Origin of the sequence: Streptomyces sp. NBC_00435 (genome assembly GCF_036014235.1) — a bacterium.
Classification (GTDB): domain Bacteria; phylum Actinomycetota; class Actinomycetes; order Streptomycetales; family Streptomycetaceae; genus Streptomyces.
This window is the reverse complement of sequence record NZ_CP107924.1, coordinates 4,349,728-4,367,589: the sequence shown is the minus strand read 5'-3', so window position 1 is coordinate 4,367,589 and position 17,862 is coordinate 4,349,728. Positions and strand designations below refer to the sequence as shown.

At 71.5% G+C, this 17,862-nt stretch carries 20 protein-coding genes; 7 read left to right on the top strand and 13 right to left on the bottom strand.

What is annotated here, in order from left to right; genetic code table 11:
- Positions 1-63 precede the first annotated feature (63 nt).
- Both OG389_RS20045 and OG389_RS20040 read right to left on the bottom strand, forming a co-directional pair.
- Positions 64-1,065, bottom strand: a complete 1,002-nt coding sequence (locus tag OG389_RS20045) for a pirin family protein (RefSeq protein WP_328299840.1) — start codon at positions 1,063-1,065, stop codon at positions 64-66.
- A 109-nt stretch (positions 1,066-1,174) separates the two neighbouring features.
- Positions 1,175-1,822: a TetR/AcrR family transcriptional regulator gene (locus OG389_RS20040; protein WP_328299839.1), complete on the bottom strand. Its 648-nt coding sequence runs from the start codon at positions 1,820-1,822 to the stop codon at positions 1,175-1,177.
- A 112-nt stretch (positions 1,823-1,934) separates the two neighbouring features.
- On the opposite strand from OG389_RS20040, the gene OG389_RS20035 reads away from it, so the two are divergent.
- A complete protein-coding gene (locus tag OG389_RS20035) occupies positions 1,935-2,984 on the top strand; it encodes an aldo/keto reductase (RefSeq protein ID WP_328299838.1) in 1,050 nt (349 codons plus the stop codon).
- Between the two features lie 64 nt (positions 2,985-3,048).
- Here OG389_RS20035 and OG389_RS20030 read toward each other — a convergent pair whose 3' ends face one another.
- From OG389_RS20030 to OG389_RS20005, 6 genes are all read right to left on the bottom strand, one after another.
- Positions 3,049-3,429 carry a hypothetical protein gene (locus tag OG389_RS20030; RefSeq protein WP_328299837.1) on the bottom strand — a complete coding sequence of 127 codons (381 nt, stop codon included), beginning with the start codon at positions 3,427-3,429 and terminating at the stop codon, positions 3,049-3,051.
- 110 nt (positions 3,430-3,539) lie between these two features.
- Complete coding sequence (locus OG389_RS20025; RefSeq protein WP_328299836.1) at positions 3,540-4,088, bottom strand: ArsR/SmtB family transcription factor; 549 nt, start codon at positions 4,086-4,088, stop codon at positions 3,540-3,542.
- Positions 4,089-4,124: 36 nt separating this feature from the next.
- Positions 4,125-4,499 carry a hypothetical protein gene (locus OG389_RS20020; RefSeq protein ID WP_328299835.1) on the bottom strand — a complete coding sequence of 125 codons (375 nt, stop codon included), beginning with the start codon at positions 4,497-4,499 and terminating at the stop codon, positions 4,125-4,127.
- Positions 4,500-4,528: 29 nt separating this feature from the next.
- Positions 4,529-4,981, bottom strand: a complete 453-nt coding sequence (locus tag OG389_RS20015; RefSeq protein WP_112448871.1) for an SseB family protein — start codon at positions 4,979-4,981, stop codon at positions 4,529-4,531.
- A gap of 48 nt (positions 4,982-5,029) precedes the next feature.
- A complete protein-coding gene (locus OG389_RS20010; protein WP_328299834.1) occupies positions 5,030-5,233 on the bottom strand; it encodes a DUF397 domain-containing protein in 204 nt (67 codons plus the stop codon).
- Positions 5,214-6,065: a helix-turn-helix domain-containing protein gene (locus tag OG389_RS20005; protein ID WP_328299833.1), complete on the bottom strand. Its 852-nt coding sequence runs from the start codon at positions 6,063-6,065 to the stop codon at positions 5,214-5,216. Before OG389_RS20005 ends, OG389_RS20010 begins: the two co-directional genes overlap by 20 nt.
- A gap of 117 nt (positions 6,066-6,182) precedes the next feature.
- Between OG389_RS20005 and OG389_RS20000 the strand changes: the two genes are divergently transcribed.
- From OG389_RS20000 to OG389_RS19980, 5 genes are all read left to right on the top strand, one after another.
- A complete protein-coding gene (locus OG389_RS20000; protein ID WP_328299832.1) occupies positions 6,183-6,389 on the top strand; it encodes a hypothetical protein in 207 nt (68 codons plus the stop codon).
- Complete coding sequence (locus OG389_RS19995; RefSeq protein ID WP_328299831.1) at positions 6,386-6,763, top strand: ATP-binding protein; 378 nt, start codon at positions 6,386-6,388, stop codon at positions 6,761-6,763. Before OG389_RS20000 ends, OG389_RS19995 begins: the two co-directional genes overlap by 4 nt.
- Before the next feature lie 99 nt (positions 6,764-6,862).
- A complete protein-coding gene (locus OG389_RS19990; RefSeq protein ID WP_328299830.1) occupies positions 6,863-8,689 on the top strand; it encodes an acyl-CoA dehydrogenase in 1,827 nt (608 codons plus the stop codon).
- 198 nt (positions 8,690-8,887) lie between these two features.
- Positions 8,888-9,628, top strand: a complete 741-nt coding sequence (locus tag OG389_RS19985; RefSeq protein ID WP_328299829.1) for a hypothetical protein — start codon at positions 8,888-8,890, stop codon at positions 9,626-9,628.
- Positions 9,629-9,727: 99 nt separating this feature from the next.
- On the top strand, positions 9,728-11,023 hold the full coding sequence (locus tag OG389_RS19980; protein WP_328299828.1) for a M18 family aminopeptidase: 1,296 nt from the start codon (positions 9,728-9,730) through the stop codon (positions 11,021-11,023).
- Between the two features lie 4 nt (positions 11,024-11,027).
- On the opposite strand, the gene OG389_RS19975 is transcribed toward OG389_RS19980, so the two are convergent.
- The 3 genes from OG389_RS19975 to OG389_RS19965 all read right to left on the bottom strand — a co-directional run bounded on the left by OG389_RS19975 (position 11,028) and on the right by OG389_RS19965 (position 16,192).
- Complete coding sequence (locus OG389_RS19975; protein WP_443059315.1) at positions 11,028-13,280, bottom strand: protein kinase domain-containing protein; 2,253 nt, start codon at positions 13,278-13,280, stop codon at positions 11,028-11,030.
- Positions 13,281-13,473: 193 nt separating this feature from the next.
- The gene (locus tag OG389_RS19970) at positions 13,474-15,309 is read right to left on the bottom strand and encodes an NHL domain-containing thioredoxin family protein (protein WP_328299826.1); all 1,836 of its coding nucleotides are present in this window, start codon (positions 15,307-15,309) and stop codon (positions 13,474-13,476) included.
- An 82-nt stretch (positions 15,310-15,391) separates the two neighbouring features.
- A complete protein-coding gene (locus tag OG389_RS19965) occupies positions 15,392-16,192 on the bottom strand; it encodes a hypothetical protein (protein ID WP_328299825.1) in 801 nt (266 codons plus the stop codon).
- Positions 16,193-16,224: 32 nt separating this feature from the next.
- Between OG389_RS19965 and OG389_RS19960 the strand changes: the two genes are divergently transcribed.
- A complete protein-coding gene (locus tag OG389_RS19960) occupies positions 16,225-16,728 on the top strand; it encodes an LURP-one-related/scramblase family protein (RefSeq protein ID WP_328299824.1) in 504 nt (167 codons plus the stop codon).
- Between the two features lie 9 nt (positions 16,729-16,737).
- Here the strand turns inward: OG389_RS19960 and OG389_RS19955 are convergent, their stop codons facing one another.
- Positions 16,738-17,019: a hypothetical protein gene (locus tag OG389_RS19955; RefSeq protein WP_328299823.1), complete on the bottom strand. Its 282-nt coding sequence runs from the start codon at positions 17,017-17,019 to the stop codon at positions 16,738-16,740.
- Positions 17,020-17,036: 17 nt separating this feature from the next.
- Complete coding sequence (locus tag OG389_RS19950; protein ID WP_328299822.1) at positions 17,037-17,816, bottom strand: carbon-nitrogen family hydrolase; 780 nt, start codon at positions 17,814-17,816, stop codon at positions 17,037-17,039.
- Positions 17,817-17,862: the final 46 nt, after the last annotated feature.

Sequence of the window (17,862 nt, the reverse complement as noted above, 5' to 3'; positions counted from 1 at the left end):
CTCCGCCGGGCCGTGCCCGTCCGCATGGGCACGGCTCGGCGGGCCGGTCGGTCGTCCGGTCCGTCAGTCCTCCGCCGCCTCGCCCGTGCCGCGGTGGCCGAGGCCGGTGCGGGCGGTGGTGGGGATGCGGCCCAGCCGGCCGGCCTGGAAGTCGTCGAACGCCTGCTGCAGTTCGTGCTTGCTGTTCATCACGAACGGCCCGTAGTGCGCCATCGGCTCCCGGATCGGCTGCCCGCCGAGGAGGACGATCTCCAGGGCCGGGGCATTGGCGTCCTGGCCCTCGTCCGCCCGCAGGGTCAGCGAGCCGCCCTCGCCGAAGACAACGGTCTGCCCCTTGTGGACGGGCCGCCGGTCCTCGCCGACCGAGCCGCGCCCGGCCAGTACGTACGCCAGGGCGTTGAAGTCCTCGCGCCAGGGGAGGGTGATCCGCGCGCCGGGCGTCACCGTCGCGTGGATCATCGTGATCGGGGTGTGGGTGATGCCGGGGCCCTGGTGGCCGTCCAGCTCACCGGCGATCACGCGGAGCAGGGCGCCGCCGTCCGGGGTGGTGAGCAGCTGGACCTGGCCGCCGCCGATGTCCTGGTACCGCGGGGGCATCATCTTGTCGGAGGCGGGGAGGTTCACCCACAGCTGGAGGCCGTGGAAGAGCCCGCCGGACACGACGAGCGACTCCGGCGGGGCCTCGATGTGCAGCAGGCCCGAACCGGCGGTCATCCACTGGGTGTCTCCGCCGTTGATGACTCCGCCGCCGCCGTTGCTGTCCTGGTGGACGAAGGTTCCGTCGATCAGGTACGTGACGGTCTCGAAGCCTCGGTGGGGGTGCCAGGGAGTGCCCTTGGGCTCGCCCGGCGCGTACTCCACCTCGCCCATCTGGTCCATCATGATGAACGGGTCGAGGTACTGGTAGTTGATCCCGGCGAACGCACGACGTACCGGGAACCCCTCGCCCTCGAAGCCACCCGGGGCGGTCGTGACGGCCAGCACCTTGCGGGCGGTCGTCGTCTCCGGGGCGGGCTCCGCGACGCGCGGGAGCGTCAACGGGTTCTCCACAGTCACTGCAGGCATGGTCGGAACCTCCTTCTGGCGTCGAGTTTAGTTGAAACCCGAACTTTCTGCCACATGGCACAGAACAGCGCCCCCCACGCCGACATTCCCGCACCCGCCCCGGGCACGCTCACGCCTCGCCGCCGGCCGACCGGGGGCGTACGTACACCCCTTCGCGCGCCGCCACCGCCGCGGCCGCCGCGGCACGGTCGGCGCTCGCCCCGTCCAGCGGGACGGCCGTCGTCAGCAGGCGGTAGTAGAGGGGGGCCGACACCGCGCGGATCACCTCGTACGGGTCGGTGCCCGCCGGAACCTCACCACGGACCTCCGCCTGCTCCACGCAGGGCGCCCACTCCTCGACCCGTACGGCATAGAAGCCGTGCAGGGCCTCCGCCGCCTTGAGGTCACAGGTGGCGGCCGCGATCACCGCCTTGAACAGGGCCCCCTGCCGGGGATCGGCCAGCGTCCGCGCCACCAGCCGCGCGTTGGCCGTCAGGTCCCCGAGCAGCGAGCCGGTCTCCGTACGCGGTACGGACTGCTGCGCCATGTCCAGCAGCAGATCGGCGACGAGGCCGGTGGCCGTGCCCCAGCGGCGGTAGACGGTCGTCTTCCCGACCTCCGCGCGGCGCGCGACGTCGGCCAGGTCCAGGCGGGCGAAGCCCTCCTCGGCCAGCACGTCCCCGGCGGCCCGGAGCACGGCGGCCCGCACCCGCGCGGTACGCCCGCCGGGCCGCACGGCCCCCGGTTCGACCTCTGACTCCGCCCCAGAGAACTCCATAACGGGACTCCTGTTCCATTAGTGGCCGCGAGTTGCTACGGTGACTCCATCTTAACGGGACGCTGGACCCATTAGATGATGAGATGGTTCCGCGGGCGAGAGGGGACAGGTCATGGAGTACAGGCGGCTGGGCACGTCCGGGTTGCAGGTGCCGGCGCTGAGTTTCGGCGCCGGCACCTTCGGCGGACGGGGACCGCTCTTCGGTGCCTGGGGCACCACCGACGTGGCGGAGGCCCGCCGCCTCGTGGACATCTGCCTCGACGCCGGCATCACGATGTTCGACACCGCCGACGTCTACTCCGCCGGCGCCTCGGAGGAGGTACTGGGGGCCGCTCTCAAGGGCCGCCGGGACCGGGTGCTCATCTCCACCAAGGCCGGCCTGCCCATGGGCGACGGCCCCGCCGACGCGGGCACCTCCCGTTCCCGGCTGATCACTTCCGTCGACGCCGCCCTGCGCCGGCTCGGCACCGACCACATCGACCTCTTCCAGCTGCACGCCTTCGACGCCGGCAGCCCCGTCGAGGAGGTCCTCTCCACCCTGGACGACCTGGTCCGGGCCGGGAAGATCCGCTACCTCGGCGTCTCCAACTTCTCCGGCTGGCAGGCGATGAAGTCCCTCGCCGCCGCCGACCGCCGCGGCCAGAAACGTTACGTCGCCCACCAGGTCTACTACTCGCTCATCGGCCGCGACTACGAATGGGAGCTGATGCCCCTCGGGCTCGACCAGGGACTGGGTGCGATCGTCTGGAGCCCGCTCGGCTGGGGCCGGCTCACCGGCAGGATCGGCCGCGGCCGGCCACTGCCCGCGGGCAGCAGGCTGCACGACACCGCCGACTACGGTCCGCCCGTGGAGGACGAGCACCTCTACCGCGTGGTCGACGCCCTGGACGAGATCGCGCGGGAGACCGGCAGGGCCGTGCCGCAGATCGCCCTGCGGTGGCTGCTCCAGCGGCCGACCGTGTCCTCGGTCATCATCGGCGCCCGCAACGAGGAGCAGTTGCGCCAGAACCTCGGCGCCGTGGGCTGGACCCTCACCCCCGAACAGATGGCGAAGCTCGACGCGGCCAGCCACCGCCCGGCCCCGTACCCCTACTTCCCGTACGAGCGCCAGGAGGCCTTCGCCCGGCTCAACCCGCCGGCGGTGCCCGGACCGGGCCTCTGAGCGGGGCAGCGCGGACAGGGCCCCGGGGGAAGTCCCCCGGGGCCCTGTCCTCACCGACCTGCGGTCACGACGAAATGACCACCGAGTTGATCGGGTGCAGGTCCACGGGCACGAACTCGTCGATGGGCATCGAGGTACAGGTGCCCCCGCCGTTCCAGCCGGTGCAGAGCTTGAACTTCCAGTTCTTGGTCTGGTTGTTCAAGACCCAGTGCCACCCCTCCTGGCCGCTGAGGTTGTAGCTGCCCGCCCGCGAGAAGTGGTGCGTCGGCGCAACTCCCGCCACCGGCGAGTCCTGCGGCCAGATGCACGCCTCGCCGGAGAGGCATCCTCCGACGGGCTGGTTCGACGCCTCCGCGGGTGACGCCGCCAGAACCCCCGTACCCAGCGCCATCACCCCCGTGGCCGCCATCGCCGCGAGCTTCGTGCGTAACGACGTACGTGACATTGCCGTCTCCCCTGGTCGGTCAGTGGAGCGGGGCCCTGCGACCCTCCCCGCAGCACTGATATTCGACAGTCGCGCCCGGCTCCGCGATCCTTTCGGCCAGCGCCGAAAGGTCAGCCGCCGCTGTGGAGGAGGTCCACGCCCAGTGCGGTCGCGGAGTGCAGGACCGACTTGCCGTCACGGGCCGTGGTGATCAGGCCTGCCGCCCGCAGGGTGCGGGTGTGCTCCGAGACCGAGGGGAGGCTGATGTCGAGGTCCCGGGCCAGCTCCGAGGTGGTGCGCTGCTCGATCAGCAGCTGGAGCACGGCCGCGCGCGTACGCCCCAGCAGCGCGTCCAGCGCGCCCTCCGCCCGCTCCGGGGACACCAGCGGCAGGGGCGTCAGCGCCGGGTAGAGGAGTACGTACGTCCCGTCCGGGTGGTCGTCCAGCAGCGGGCGGCCCGTCCAGAACGGCGAAGGCATCAGCACCAGCCCGCGCCCGCCGAGCCGGACCTCGTAGTCCGGGGGCCGGTCCACCTCCAGGACGGTGCCCGACCAGTCGGCCGCCGGGTGGGTACTGGCCAGGCAGGCCTTGATCCCGTGGGCGGCCAGCAGCCGGGTCCGCCAGGCCACGTCCGCCTGGAAGGACTGCCGGATCCGGGGCCAGTGCGGGGCGATGAGCACCTCGTACGCGGACCGGATCGCCGTGTCCAGCTGGTCTCAGGCCTCGCGGTCGTGGCCCCACAGCGCGCGCAGCCAGGCCGCGGAGCCGGGCGCGCGGGTCGCCGCGCGGGCCAAGCCCTCCGAGGTGAGGAAGGCCCCGCGGTCCCGTATGACGACGAGGCCCTCCTCCAGGCTGCGGGCGTACGGCTCCACGAAGTGGGGGTTGTCGCCGTCGGGGCGGAGCAGGTCGAAGAGCGGCCGGACCCGGCCGGGCAGGTCACGCGCGGCCAGGCTGCGCCATCGGCCGAAAACCGCCTGCTCATCCGTGCGCTGCGTGGCGACGAGCGCCAGGGCCAGCTCCACGAGGGGCAGCGGCTCGCTCGCGAAGGTGACGTTGAGCAGGTCCTCGGCCCCGAAGTGCACGCGCAGCATGTCCGCCCCCGGCTCTTCTGCTGGTGTGCCTAGCCGTACATGCGGCGCATGGCGTAGTCGACCATCTGCTCGACCGCCTTCGCGTCGAAGACCATGCGGTGGTCGCCCTCCATGTCCAGGACGAAGCCGTAGCCCGTGGGCAGCAGGTCGATCACCTCGGCGCCGGTGATCACGAAGTACTTGGACTCCTTGCCGGCGTACCGGCGGAGCTCCTTGAGCGTGGTGAACATGGGGATGACCGGCTGCTGCGTGTTGTGCAGCGCGAGGAACCCAGGGGTCTCGCCGCGCGGGCAGTAGACCTTCGAGGAGGCGAAGATCTGCTGGAAGTCCTCGGCGGACAGCGACCCGGTCGTGAAGGCGCGCACCGCGTCCGCGAGGGAGGGCGGCGAGGGCTCGGGGTACAGCGGCGGCGCGTAGCCCTGCTGGGGCTGCGCGTATTGCTGCTGCTGCCCTGCGCTCACGTTCTGGTCATAGCCGTACATGGGCCGAAGCCTACCGAGACGGCTGGCCGCCGGGTGGACGAGTTCCGGTCAGTGGGACTTCAGCCCGTCGACGAAGCCCGCCCATGCGGTGGCCCCGATCATGAGGACGGGCCCGGAGCGCCACTTGGTGTCCCGCACGGGAACCAGCCCGACGACCCCGTCCGCGACCTCGACGCAGTCACCCTGATCACCGTTGGTATAGGTACTCGTCCTCCAGACGGCGTTGCTCAAGTCAGTCCCGCTGTGTGCCATTTCGGAGTTCCTCGGCTGTCGATTCGATCAGGTCGAGGGACGCCTCGGACGGCAGTGCGGCGGCCCTGAGCCGATCGTATGCCTTGCGATATCGCTTCACGATTGCTGGATCGTCAATGACTTGCCCGGAGTACGGACCCTCGGTGTACATGATCGGCGGCTCGTCATCGAACTCCATGAGCTTGATCGACTGCGCCATGAACGGGCTCACGGGGGCGTTCCACGGAAGAATCTGTGGAACGACCCGGCGGCGCCGGGCCAGCCCCGCCACGTGGTCCAGCTGTTCCGCCATCTCCCCGGGCGGAAGCAACGGACTGCGCAGCAGCGGCTCGTGCAGGATCACCCAGTACTCCGGCCGCTGAGGATCGTCGAAGAGCCGACCTCGGCGCAGCCGGTTCCGGACCTTGCTGTCCACCATTTCCGGCAGGTCCAGCGGGTGCGTGGTGTTCGCGATTGCGCGGGTGTAGGGCCCTGTGTGCAGCAGTCCGGGGATAAGCGCATTGGCCCACTCCTCGATGGACCGTGCCCGCTTCTCGGCTTCGGCGACCGGCGCGAAGTACTCGGCATGCCCGTCCAGGCGTGCCTTGCGGACGTCCTCACAGCCCCGGGAGAAGAACCCGTCGGTCTTCAGGAACTGGTCCACGTGTCGCGCCAGGTCCTCCGGCATGCGCCGCTGCCCCCGCTCGATCTCACTGAGGTAGCTGATTCCGTAGAAGGACCCCTCAACCACCTGCTGGAGCGTGTACCCCGCCGTCTCCCGCCTCCAGCGCAGCTCCTTGCCGTAAAAGGCCGGCACGCTCGCCGACCCGTCGATGTCCTTACGTGCGGCCACGAACCCCCACTTTCCACACTTCGCGCTGTGGACTCGAAACCCTTCCCACGCTACGCGGACCCACGCCAGCCTGTGAGGAGTTCGTCACAGACAGTCCCCGCCACGAAAGGCTCCGCCATGAGCGACCACCCCCACGACCGCGAGGCCACCGAGGCCCTGGAGCAGCTCCGCGCCGCCCTCGCCGGACACGGGATCACCCTCCCCTCCCTCGACCTCCACCTCCTCTCTTACGCCGGGCGGTACGACTCCCCACCCCTCATCGCCCTCGGCAACTGCAACCCCGCCACCGCGCAGCGCCTGGCCGCGGCCCTGGCCACCCCATGAGCGAGCTCACGATCCGGCTGCTCGCCACCCCCGGCGCCGTCCCGCTGGCCCGCCACGCCGTGCGGGAGCTCCTGGGGGCCGCCCCGAACACGGAGCTCTGCGTGAGCGAGCTGCTCACCAACGCCCTCCTCCACCTGGGCGAGGGCACGCCCGTCACCCTGCGGATCACCGGAAGGGCAGCCCGGACCCGGGTCGAGCTCACCGATCCCGATCCGCGGGAACCCGTACGGCGGCAGGCGGCCGATGCCGACGAGTGCGGTCGGGGCCTCGCCCTGGTGGCCGCCGTGGCGCTGCGCTGGGGGGTCCACCGGGACGGTGCCGGGAAGACCGTGTGGTGCGAGCTGCCGAGAGAGTCGTCACAGTCCCGGCCCTAGGGGTTGCGTCTTATTACCCACGGGTAGCATCATTACGTTACCGATTGGTATGTACGAAGAACCACTCTCACCGAACCGAGCCTTAACGGAGCCGTCGCCATGGGGCACTACAAGTCGAATCTCCGCGACATCGAGTTCAACCTCTTCGAGGTGCTCGGGCGCGACAAGCTGTACGGCACCGGCCCGTTCGGTGAGATGGACACCGAGACCGCCAAGACGATCCTGAGCGAGATCGCCAAGCTCTCCGAGAACGAGCTGGCCGCCTCCTTCGAGGACGCCGACCGCAACCCGCCGGTCTTCGACCCGGCCACCAACACCGCGCCCGTCCCGGCGTCCTTCAAGAAGAGCTACAAGGCCTTCATGGACTCCGAGTACTGGCGTCTGGGCCTGCCCGAGGAGATCGGCGGCACCACCTCGCCCCGCTCCCTGATCTGGGCCTTCGCCGAGACGATCCTGGGCGCGAACCCGGCCGTGTGGATGTACTCCTCCGGCCCGGCGTTCGCCGGCGTCCTCTTCGAAGAGGGCAACGAGGTACAGAAGAAGATCGCCGCGCTCGCGGTCGAGAAGCGCTGGGGCTCCACCATGGTCCTCACCGAGCCGGACGCCGGCTCGGACGTCGGCGCCGGCCGTACCAAGGCCGTGCAGCAGGACGACGGCTCCTGGCACATCGAGGGCGTCAAGCGCTTCATCACCTCGGGCGAGCACGACATGGAGGAGAACATCCTCCACTACGTCCTCGCGCGCCCCGAGGGCCACGGCCCCGGCACGAAGGGGCTCTCCCTCTTCCTGGTCCCGAAGTTCCACTTCGACTGGGAGACCGGCGAGCTGGGCGAGCGCAACGGCGTCTACGCCACGAACGTCGAGCACAAGATGGGCCTCAAGGCCTCCAACACGTGCGAGATGACCTTCGGCGACCAGCACCCCGCCAAGGGCTGGCTGATCGGTGACAAGCACGACGGCATCCGCCAGATGTTCATGATCATCGAGTTCGCCCGCATGATGGTCGGCACGAAGGCCATCGCGACGCTCTCCACCGGCTACCTCAACGCGCTGGAGTACGCCAAGGAGCGCGTGCAGGGCCCGGACCTCGCGAACTTCATGGACAAGACGGCCCCCAAGGTCACCATCACGCACCACCCCGACGTGCGCCGCTCGCTGATGACGCAGAAGGCGTACGCCGAGGGCATGCGCGCCCTGGTCCTGTACACCGCGTCCATCCAGGACGAGATCCAGTTCAAGCAGGCCGCGGGTGAGGACACCAGCTCGCTGGTCGGCCTGAACGACCTGCTCCTGCCGATCGTGAAGGGCTACGGCTCGGAGAAGTCCTACGAGCAGCTCGCCCAGTCCCTGCAGACCTTCGGCGGTTCCGGTTACCTGCAGGAATACCCGATCGAGCAGTACATCCGCGACGCCAAGATCGACACCCTCTACGAGGGCACCACGGCCATCCAGGGCCAGGACTTCTTCTTCCGGAAGATCGTCCGCGACCAGGGTGCTTCCCTGAACGTCCTCTCCGAGACGATCAAGAAGTTCCTGGCCGAGGCCGTCGGCGGCGAGGACCTCGCCCCGGCCCGCGACGCGCTCGCCAAGGCCGCCGTGGACCTGGAGGCCATCGTCGGCCAGATGATCGTCGACCTCACCGCCACCGGCGAGGACGTCAAGAACATCTACAAGGTCGGCCAGAACACCACCCGCCTGCTGATGGCCTCCGGTGACCTGGTCGTCGGCTACCTGCTCCTCAAGGGCGCCGCCGTGGCCGCCGAGAAGCTGCCGACCGCCTCCGCCAAGGACGCGCCGTTCTACACAGGCAAGATCGCGGCCGCGAAGTTCTTCGCCGCCGAGGTCCTGCCCGGCGTCGCGGTCGCCCGCGCGCTCGCCGAGAGCGTCGACAACACCCTGATGGAGCTCGACGAGGCCGCCTTCTAAGGCCCCGCCAGTCCCCATCTCCCAGCTGTACGCGGTGTACGTACGCGCCGACGGCCGGGCCCTCCTTCGCACAGGGGCCCGGCCGTCGGCGTGCGCGCGGGCGGCCCTGGCGGGCGGCCGGGGCGCCGGACGGCCCCCGTACCGCCTGTGGTCTGCGGGTTTCCCGGGTTGTCGGTGCTTCGTGGGACGCTCGTGGTTATGAGTCCACAGGAGCAGCAGCGCGGCAGCAGGGGGTACTCGGTCCCGACCGGGCGCCCCTACGCCCTCAAGGAGCTGCAGTCCGCCGTGGGCAGCCTCGGAGACCACCTCAAGGAGCTCTACGAGGGCGCCCACCCCACCGAGTACGAATCGGTCGCCGACGCCCTCTACACCGCCTTCCAGACCGCCGCCGGGCTCGCGCCCGCCAAGAGCTACACCGGCTGTCCGGAGCACCCCAACGGCGCGCTGGACCCCGAAGCGCCCGACGGCTGGGGACGCTGCCTGATCTGCAACGACCGCCGCAGGCTCGGCCTGCGCGCGCAGGGCGCCCGCGCCGCCTCCGCCGCCCCGCCCGCCGGGGAGCAGCGCCGGCTGGGATACCCCGTGCCCGAGCCCCCGTACACGCTCCAGGCCCTGCACGAGCGCCTGCGCGCGGTCGAGGAACGGCGCTTCCACCTGAGCCTGTCCTCGCCCCCCGAGGACTTCGTGGCGATGGCCGACGACCTGCACCGCGCCTTCATCGTGGCCCGGGAGCTGTCCCGGCCGCGCAACGCCTCCGGCTGCTCCGAGCACCCGGGTGCGCCCATCGACTCCGACGCGCCCCCGGGCGAGGCCTGTATCTTCTGCGCCGGACGCAAAAGACGCGCACAGCGCTCCGCGCAGACCCCGGAGATGCTCCCGCGCATCCGCCGGGGCGAGCGCAGACAGCTGCAGCGCCGCTTCGAGCGTCCGCCGGGCTGACAAGGATCCGGGGCCCGGGCCACACCCCCGCGACCCCGTCCTTCGACTATCCGCCGCAGTCCGGCCATGGCGAACACGACCGTCGTTAAGGTGAACAACATGAGCTCTCCCGCCGCCCGCTTCGACCGCGGCCACACCGACGATCTGATGACCTTTCTGACGGCGAGTCCGTCGCAGTACCACGCCGTGGCCAACGCGGCCGAGCGGCTGGAGAAGGCCGGATTCAGGCAGTTGGCGGAAACGGACGCGTGGGACGCGAGCACGGGCGGCAAGTTCGTGATCCGCGGCGGCGCGATCATCGCCTGGTACGTACCCGAAGGCGCCTCCGCGCACACGCCGTTCCGGATCATCGGCGCGCACACGGACTCCCCCAACCTCCGGGTCAAGCCGCTGCCCGACACCGGTTCCCAGGGCTGGCGGCAGATCGCCGTCGAGATCTACGGCGGCACCCTGCTCAACACCTGGCTCGACCGCGATCTGGGCCTGGCCGGGCGGCTCACCCTGCACGACGGCACCGAACGGCTCGTCAACGTCGACCGCGCACTGATGCGCGTGCCCCAACTCGCCGTCCACCTGGACCGGTCGGTGAACACCGACGGGCTGAAGCTGGACAAGCAGCGGCACATGCAGCCGATCTGGGGTCTGGGCGATGTCCAGGAGGGCGACCTGATCTCCTTCCTGGAGGAGGAAGAGGGCCTGCCCCAGGGCTCGGTGGCCGGCTGGGACCTGATGGTCCACTCCATCGAGCCGCCCGCGTACCTGGGCCGCGACCGCGAACTGCTCGCCGGGCCCCGCATGGACAACCTGCTGTCGGTCCACGCGGGAGTCGCCGCGCTCGCCGCCGTCGCGACCGCCGGCAAGCTCGACCACATCCCCGTCCTGGCCGCCTTCGACCACGAGGAGAACGGCTCGCAGTCGGACACCGGCGCGGACGGACCGCTGCTGGGCAACGTGCTGGAACGTTCAGTCTTCTCCCGCGGCGGCTCCTACGAGGACCGCGCACGCTCCTTCGCCGGCACCATCTGCCTCTCCTCGGACACCGGCCACGCCGTGCACCCCAACTACGCGGAGCGCCACGACCCCTCGCACCACCCGCGCGCCAACGGCGGCCCGATCCTGAAGGTCAACGTCAACCAGCGCTACGCGACGGACGGCAGCGGGCGCGCGGTGTTCGTGAGCGCCTGCGAGCGGGCCGGCGTGCCCTGGCAGACCTTCGTCTCCAACAACTCGATGCCGTGCGGCACCACGATCGGCCCGATCACCGCCGCCCGCCACGGCATCCAGACGGTCGACATCGGCGTGGCCATCCTCTCGATGCACAGCGCCCGCGAACTGTGCGGCGCGGACGACCCGTACCTCCTGGCCAACACGATGGTCGCGTTCCTGGAGAACTAGCCCGCTAGCCCTGCCGGGCCGCCCCCTCGCCGGGGGCGGCCCGGACCTTCGTGGGTTCCAGGGCGGACCAGCCCTTGGCGGTCGGGGTGAAGACCACTCCGCCCGCCACCAGGAAGCCGGGCGGGCCGTCCGGGCCCGGCCGGACGCCGCCGGGGACGGTGAAGCGGGCGGTCTCCTGGTGGGTGACCAGGTCGATCACCAGCCCCGAGGACCGGCAGCGCACGTACGCCAGCCCGTCGGTCACCACCACCGCGTTCGCCGCTTCCGGGCGGTCCGGGTCGGTGCAGTCCTGCGCCAGCGGGACCCGCCACACGGCCCCGCCGGACTGCTGGTCGAGCTCCATGAACGCCGGCTCGCCCCCCGACGCGGTCGCCATCAGGAACACCTTGCCCCCGGCCACGGCCGGCCCCGACAGGGTGGTCCCGGCGTACGGGATGTCCGCGGTCCTGCGCCACCCCGGATCACCACGCAGCACACCCGCCCCGTTCTCCTTGTTGCAGAGGAACACGACCCCGCCGGACGCTTCCTGTTCCAGCGTCAGCCCGCGCGTCTCACAGCTCCCGGGCATCGCGAACTCGGTGCCGTCCTCGGGGGTCCCGAACGGCAGCTTCTTCCCGGTGGCCCCGTCGAGGGCGGTCACGAAGCTCTGGAACCCCATGTCGGCCTTCTGGGACCGCCCTTGGACGTACACCCGGTCCCCGGCCACCCGCAGCGCCGGGTAACCGTCCGCGGACCCGGACACCCGCTGCTGCCACAGGAGCTTGCCGTACCGCGTCTCCAGGGCGGTGACCGTGCCGGACGCACTGACCGCGAACACCCGGCTGCCGTCGGCGTCCAGCACCGGCCGCCGCAGCGGCTCCTTGGTGGGGAACTCCCAGCGCTCGCCCTCGACGAGGTCAACCGCCGTGAACCCCTTGCGGCCGAGCGCGATCACCGTGTGGGACCCGGCGGTCGCACCGGGAACCACCAACGGGCCCTGCCCGTCCACGAAGTCGTCCAGCAGCTGCCCCCACAGCAGCTCGCCGGTCGCCGCGTCGAACCGGCTCAGCCCGTCCCCCAGAGAGCCGTTGGGGCTGCGGGACGTACACACCAGCGAGGATTGCGCGTACACGCAGGACCCCTCGTCCTTCGCGCCGTTCCAGGCCCGCCAGCCGGCGGGGCGCCGGGCGGGCGAGTCCGCGTAGGCCCTGCTGCCGGCGGGGTTTCCGCCGTCGGTGGCCACGTACGGGGCGAGGGCCCCGGTGACGTTCGGCCGTGCGGGCGCGGACGTGGCCCCCTCGGGTGTCCGGGAGGGGCCGGCGGACGTCCGGGGCCCCGTCGCGTCGTTCCCGGGGCGCCCGTGCTCCTGGGAGAGCCGCAGGTAGGTCCCGCCGCCCGCCAGCAGTACGACCGCGAGCAGCCCGGCGAACAGTGCGCGCCGCCGCGGCCGCCCGGTCCGTACGGGCGGCACGGACGTCGCGTCCCCCTGCGGTCCGGTCTGCGCCGCACGGTCCTCGCCCTCGCGGAGCGGGGCTTCCCAGTCGGCCGCCGGGATCTCCGCCAGCGCGGCCAGCAACTCGTCCGGCCCCGGCCGGGCCTCCTCCTCCTTGGCCAGACAGGCCCCGACCACCGCCCGCAACGAATCGGCCAGCTCCGCGATGTCCGGCTCCTGCGACACCACCCGGTACGCCGTCATGTAGTGCGAATCCGCGTCGAAGGGCCCCCGCCCGGTCACCGCGAACACCAGCACCGACCCCAGCGAGAACACGTCCGACGACGCCCGCACCCGGGCCGGCGCCGACAACTGCTCCGGCGACATGTAGGGCGGCGTCCCCAGCACCTGACCCGTCGACGTCAACGTCTGCCGGCCCGCCGCCCGCGAGATCCCGAAATCGATCACCCGCGGCCCGTCGTCCGTCAACATGACGTTCTCCGGCTTCAGATCCCGGTGGACCACCCCCGTGGTGTGCAGCTCGCGCAACGCCTCCACCAGCCCCAGCGCCAGCACCCGCAGCGAACTCCCGCGCAACGGCCCGTCCGCCTTCACCCGGGCACCCAGCGTCCGCCCCGGCACCAACTGCGTCGCCATCCACGGCCGCACCGCATCCGGATCGGCATCCACCACCGCGGCGGTGAAGGCCCCGCTCACCCGCCGGGCCGCCGCCACCTCCTGCCGGAACCTCGACCGGAACTCCGGGTCGTCGGCGAACTGCTGGTGCACCAGCTTCACCGCGACCAGCCGGCCCGAAGCCGCCCGCCCCGAATACACCGTCCCCATCCCACCGGATCCCAGCCGACCGGTCAGGACATACCCGCCGATCGTCCGCGGATCCCCGTCCCGCAGTGTCATCTCCCGCCCCATCCACCCCTGTAAGTCAGTCGGCGGCACCCTATCCCGGACCTGGGGAAACGTAAGGAGGCGAGGGGGGCCGCCGGGCGGCCGCCCCTCGCCGCGGGGGCACCGCTCGGCGCTACCCGTCCATCCCGGCGAGGACCAGGGGGAGCCGGGCGACGCCCTGCGCGGTGATCCGGACCGGGACCCCCCAGTCCTGCTGGTGGACGTGGCAGGCCGGGTACTCGTTCTCCGGGTCGTCGTCGCAGGAGGCCGCCATCGCCGAGACGTGCAGGACGCCCTCGGTGAGTTCCGGGTTCAGTCCGAGCTCCCGGAAGAGGTCGGTCCCGGCGCCGTCCCCCGCCACCAGCAGCTCGGGCGGGGTCGAGGAGACCAGCAGGCGGGTGGAGGGGCCGTAGCGGGTGTCGAGCTTCTGACCGCTCGGGGCCTGGAAGACGATGTCGAGGCGGAGCGTGCCGGGAGCGACCTCGGTCGCGGCCCGCTGCGTCCGGTGGGCGACCGCGTCCACCCGGACGGCCTCCTCGGGAAGCCGCAGCCGGGTCAGCCGGTGCCGGGCGGACTCCACGACCACGATGTCCTCACCGACGAGCACGGCGTCGCTGGGCTCGCGCAGATCGGTGGCCAGTGTGGTGACCTGCCCGGTCGCGGGGTCGTAGCGCCGCAGGGCGTGGTTGTACGTGTCGCACACCGCGACCGACCCGTCGGGCAGCGCGGTGACGCCGAGCGGGTGCTGGAGCAGTGCCTGGGCGGCGTCGCCGTCCCGGTGCCCGAAGTCGAACAGTCCGGTGCCGACGGCGGTGGTGACGGCGTAGCCGGCGTCGGTGGGGTGGACGTACCTGATCGCGCTGGTCTCGGAGTCGGCGATCCACAGCCGGTCCTCGGTGGCCGCGAGCCCGGACGGCTGCGCGAACCAGGCCTCGGCGGCCGGCCCGTCGTGCAGCCCCTCGTTGGTGGTCCCCGCGGCCAGGGCGACGGTGCCGCTCTCCGGATCCCAGGTCCACAGCTGGTGGACACCGGCCATGGCGATCCACACCCGGCCCTGCCACCAGGCCACGTCCCACGGCGAGGACAGGTCCACCTCCAGGGCCGGGCCGGAGGTCGGGGAGCCCTGCCACCACTGTCGGCCGGTCCCCGCGACGGTCTCCACGGCCCCGGTCACGGGGTCGAAGCGGCGCAGCGCGTGGTTGACGGTGTCGGCGACGACCACGGACCCGTCGGGCAGCAGCGCGAGGCCCTGCGGCTCGCTGAAGCTCCCGGCGGTGAACCCGCGCTCCCCGCTCCCGATCCGCCGTACGACGCCCTCCCCGTCGGGGGACAGCTCCACCAGCTGGTGCCGGGTCGTGTCGGAGACCAGGAGGTTCCCGGACGGCAGCACGAGCGCCTTCCCGGGGAACCGCAGATCCCCCGCCACAGGCTCGGGAGCCACGTACGGCCCGTCCCCGCGCCGCAGCGTCCCCTTGGCCTCGTGCTCGGCCTCGAGCTCCTCCACGAGCCGCGCGATGGCGTGCGCGTGCCCTTCCCCGGCGTGCTGCGCGACGACGTACCCCTCGGGGTCGATCACGACGAGCGTGGGCCAGGCGCGGACGGCGTACTGCTTCCAGGTCGCGAGCTCGGGGTCGTCGAGCACGGGGTGGTGCACCTCGTACCGCTCGACGGCGTCGACGACGGCGGCGTGATCGGCCTCGTGCACGAACTTCGGCGAGTGCACGCCGACGATCACGACGGTGTCGCGGTGCTTCTCCTCCAGCTCGCGCAACTCGTCGAGGACGTGCAGGCAGTTCACACAGCAAAAGGTCCAAAAATCGAGGACAACAATCCGCCCTCGCAGGTCGGCGAGGGTGTACGGCTTCCCACCGGTGTTCAGCCAGCCCCCCTTGCCGATCAGCTCGGGGGCACGGACACGGGCACGGCGGGGCGCGGGCGCGGGGGTGTGCGCCGGGGCGGCATCGTTCATGCTTCAAGCTTGCCATCCGGGTATGAACACCGGATCACGCGCGTACGACGAGGCCCGCGGCGAGCTCCAGGCCGGTCCGGCGTCAGGCTCCGAAGGAGCGCAAGGAGCGGACCAGGGCTTCCACGAAGGTGTCCTGGACCTCGGGCGGCAGGAGCTCCAGGGAGAGGTACGGGTTGAGGTCTTCCAGTTCGACGAGGAGGAGTTCGCCGGAGGGGGCGCGGCAGGCGTCCACGCGCTGGATGCCGTGGTCGAGGGTGTTCCAGGCGATGAAGCCCTCGGCGAAGGACAGGTCGGCGGGGGTGGGGGCGTAGGGGACCAGGTCCCAGCGGCGGTCCGGGTCGGGGGCGTACAGGGCGTACTGGAAGGCGTCGTCGACGAAGTAGAAGGACACCTCGTACGCGAAGTCCACGCGAGGCTGGATCAGGAACTCCCCCGGCGCGCAGTCCGGGTGCGGGGTGAAGGTCAGGCCTATCGAGTCCGCTCCCTGTTTGGGCTTCACCGCGTACGAGGGGGAGGGCGGCAGGAGCGACAGGCGTGCCGGGTCGTCGACCGTCGGGATGACCGGGTGGCCGGCGGCGGTCAGGTCGAGGAGGTACTGCTTGCCCGCCATGTCGCCGCGGCCGGTGAGCGGGTTGTAGACCCGGGTGCCCGCCGTCAGCGCCGCCGCGCGGAAGGAGTCGTAGGCCTGCTGGTAGTGGAGGACCGGGCCGCTGTTGCGGACGATCACCGTGTCGAAGGCCGGGAGCAGGGCCTCGGCGTCCAGCGGGTGGCACAGGGCCAGGGCGAAGTGCTCGCGCAGGCGCGAGGTGAGGAGGATGTCCTCGTCGCAGTAGCGGCGGCCGCGGGCCGGGTACGCCAGGTCGGTCACGTAGAGGAGTGGCATGAGGGGAACCTATCGCGGGCAGCGATGACGGCATGAAATACCTGGTTCGGGACAAACTGCTGGCCATCGGGGACGACTACTGGATCGAGGACGAGAACGGCCGGCCCGCCTTCCTCGTCGACGGGAAGGCGCTGCGCTTCCGCGACACCCTGGAGCTGAAGGATCCGGACGGTCGGATCCTGATCACGCTGCGGGCGAAGATGTTCAGCCTGCGCGACGCGATGACGCTGGAGCGGGACGAACAGCGGCTCGCGGTGATCCGGAGGAAGCGGTTCTCCCTGCTGCGCAACCACTTCCTCGTGACCCTGAACGAGGGCACCGAGCTCGACATCAGCGGCCGGATCCTGGACCGGGAGTTCAAGGTCGAGTACGACGGGGAGCTCCTCGCGCTGATCTCCCGCCAGTGGTACCGGGTCCGCGAGACGTACGCCGTCGACGTGATCCGCGAGGACGCGGACGCCTCGCTGCTGATCGCCGTCGCCGTGTGCGTGATCCGGATGGCCGAGAAGGAGCGGGAGCCGGAGGAGGAGGACTAGCCGGGCGGCTCAGCCGCAGCCACCGCGGCCGCGCTCCTTCACCGGGCCCGCGCCCGGGACGCGGGCGCGGGCCTCGCGCAGGACGGCCCGGCCCGCGGGGTCGAGGGCCTCGTCGTACGTGACCACCAGCCGGGTCCCGGAGCCGAGGCCGGACTGGCTGATGCCCGTCACGCCGTACGTCCGGAGGTCCCCGCCCGGGCCGGCGCCGTCCGTGCCGTACAGGCTGCCCGGGATCTCCACGGCGTAGCTGTGCGAGGGCTTCAGCCAGATGTCGTGCCGCTGTCGCAGCACCAGGAGACCCGACCGCCTCACCGCCCCAGGCGGCGGTCCTTCAGGGCGGGGAACTGCTCGCGCGTCTCGGCGACCTTCTTCGGATCGAGCTCCACCGTCAGCACGGCCTCCCCCGGGCCCGCCTCCGCCAGGACCTCGCCCCAGGGGTCGACGACCAGGCTGTGGCCGGCCTGCTCCACGCCCCCGTTGGTGCCCGACGACCCGCAGGCGAGGACGTAGGCCTGGTCCTCGACGGCGCGGGCCCGGTTCAGCAGCGTCCAGTGGCCCCGGCGGCGGGCCGGCCAGCCCGCGGACACGACCAGCGTCGTCGCCCCGGCGTCGACCAGGCCGCGGAACAGCTCCGGGAAGCGCAGGTCGTAGCAGGTGGCGAGGCCGAGGGTCTGCTCCGGCAGGGCGACGGTGGTCAGGGATTCACCGGCGGACATCAGGACGGCCTCGCCCTGGTCGAAGCCGAAGCGGTGGATCTTGCGGTACGTGGCGGCGAGCTCGCCCGTCGGGGAGAGGACGAGGGCGGTGTTGTAGAGCGAGCCGTCGCCGGCGCGCTCCACGAAGGAGCCGGCGTGCAGCCACACCCCGGCGTCGCGGGCCGCCGCGGACATGGCCTCGTAGGTCGGTCCGTCCAGCGGCTCCGCCTCCGTCTCGAACTGCTCGTAGGCGAAGGCGCCCACGGTCCACAGTTCGGGCAGGACGACGAGGTCCGAAGTGGACTGCTCGCGTACGAGGTCGGCGGCCCGGGAGCGGCGGGAACCCACCGACTCCCCCTCATTCACCGCGATTTGGATCAGGGAAGCGCGCACAGTACCACCGTCCTGGCTTTCAAGCCGTCAACTCGGGCCTACGATC

What these genes read in the sequence shown, in the direction of transcription:
- OG389_RS20010 (WP_328299834.1), bottom strand. Translation starts at nt 5,233, where the DNA reads ATGGCACACAGCGGGACTGACTTGAGCAACGCCGTCTGGAGGACGAGT.
- OG389_RS20015 (WP_112448871.1), bottom strand. Translation starts at nt 4,981, where the DNA reads ATGTACGGCTATGACCAGAACGTGAGCGCAGGGCAGCAGCAGCAATAC.
- OG389_RS19990 (WP_328299830.1), top strand. Translation starts at nt 6,863, where the DNA reads ATGGGGCACTACAAGTCGAATCTCCGCGACATCGAGTTCAACCTCTTC.
- OG389_RS19965 (WP_328299825.1), bottom strand. Translation starts at nt 16,192, where the DNA reads ATGCCACTCCTCTACGTGACCGACCTGGCGTACCCGGCCCGCGGCCGC.
- OG389_RS20045 (WP_328299840.1), bottom strand. Translation starts at nt 1,065, where the DNA reads ATGCCTGCAGTGACTGTGGAGAACCCGTTGACGCTCCCGCGCGTCGCG.
- OG389_RS19995 (WP_328299831.1), top strand. Translation starts at nt 6,386, where the DNA reads ATGAGCGAGCTCACGATCCGGCTGCTCGCCACCCCCGGCGCCGTCCCG.
- OG389_RS19970 (WP_328299826.1), bottom strand. Translation starts at nt 15,309, where the DNA reads ATGAACGATGCCGCCCCGGCGCACACCCCCGCGCCCGCGCCCCGCCGT.
- OG389_RS19975 (WP_443059315.1), bottom strand. Translation starts at nt 13,280, where the DNA reads ATGGGGACGGTGTATTCGGGGCGGGCGGCTTCGGGCCGGCTGGTCGCG.
- OG389_RS19980 (WP_328299828.1), top strand. Translation starts at nt 9,728, where the DNA reads ATGAGCTCTCCCGCCGCCCGCTTCGACCGCGGCCACACCGACGATCTG.
- OG389_RS20020 (WP_328299835.1), bottom strand. Translation starts at nt 4,499, where the DNA reads ATGCTGCGCGTGCACTTCGGGGCCGAGGACCTGCTCAACGTCACCTTC.
- OG389_RS19960 (WP_328299824.1), top strand. Translation starts at nt 16,225, where the DNA reads ATGAAATACCTGGTTCGGGACAAACTGCTGGCCATCGGGGACGACTAC.
- OG389_RS19985 (WP_328299829.1), top strand. Translation starts at nt 8,888, where the DNA reads ATGAGTCCACAGGAGCAGCAGCGCGGCAGCAGGGGGTACTCGGTCCCG.
- OG389_RS20040 (WP_328299839.1), bottom strand. Translation starts at nt 1,822, where the DNA reads ATGGAGTTCTCTGGGGCGGAGTCAGAGGTCGAACCGGGGGCCGTGCGG.
- OG389_RS20000 (WP_328299832.1), top strand. Translation starts at nt 6,183, where the DNA reads ATGAGCGACCACCCCCACGACCGCGAGGCCACCGAGGCCCTGGAGCAG.
- OG389_RS20035 (WP_328299838.1), top strand. Translation starts at nt 1,935, where the DNA reads ATGGAGTACAGGCGGCTGGGCACGTCCGGGTTGCAGGTGCCGGCGCTG.
- OG389_RS20030 (WP_328299837.1), bottom strand. Translation starts at nt 3,429, where the DNA reads ATGTCACGTACGTCGTTACGCACGAAGCTCGCGGCGATGGCGGCCACG.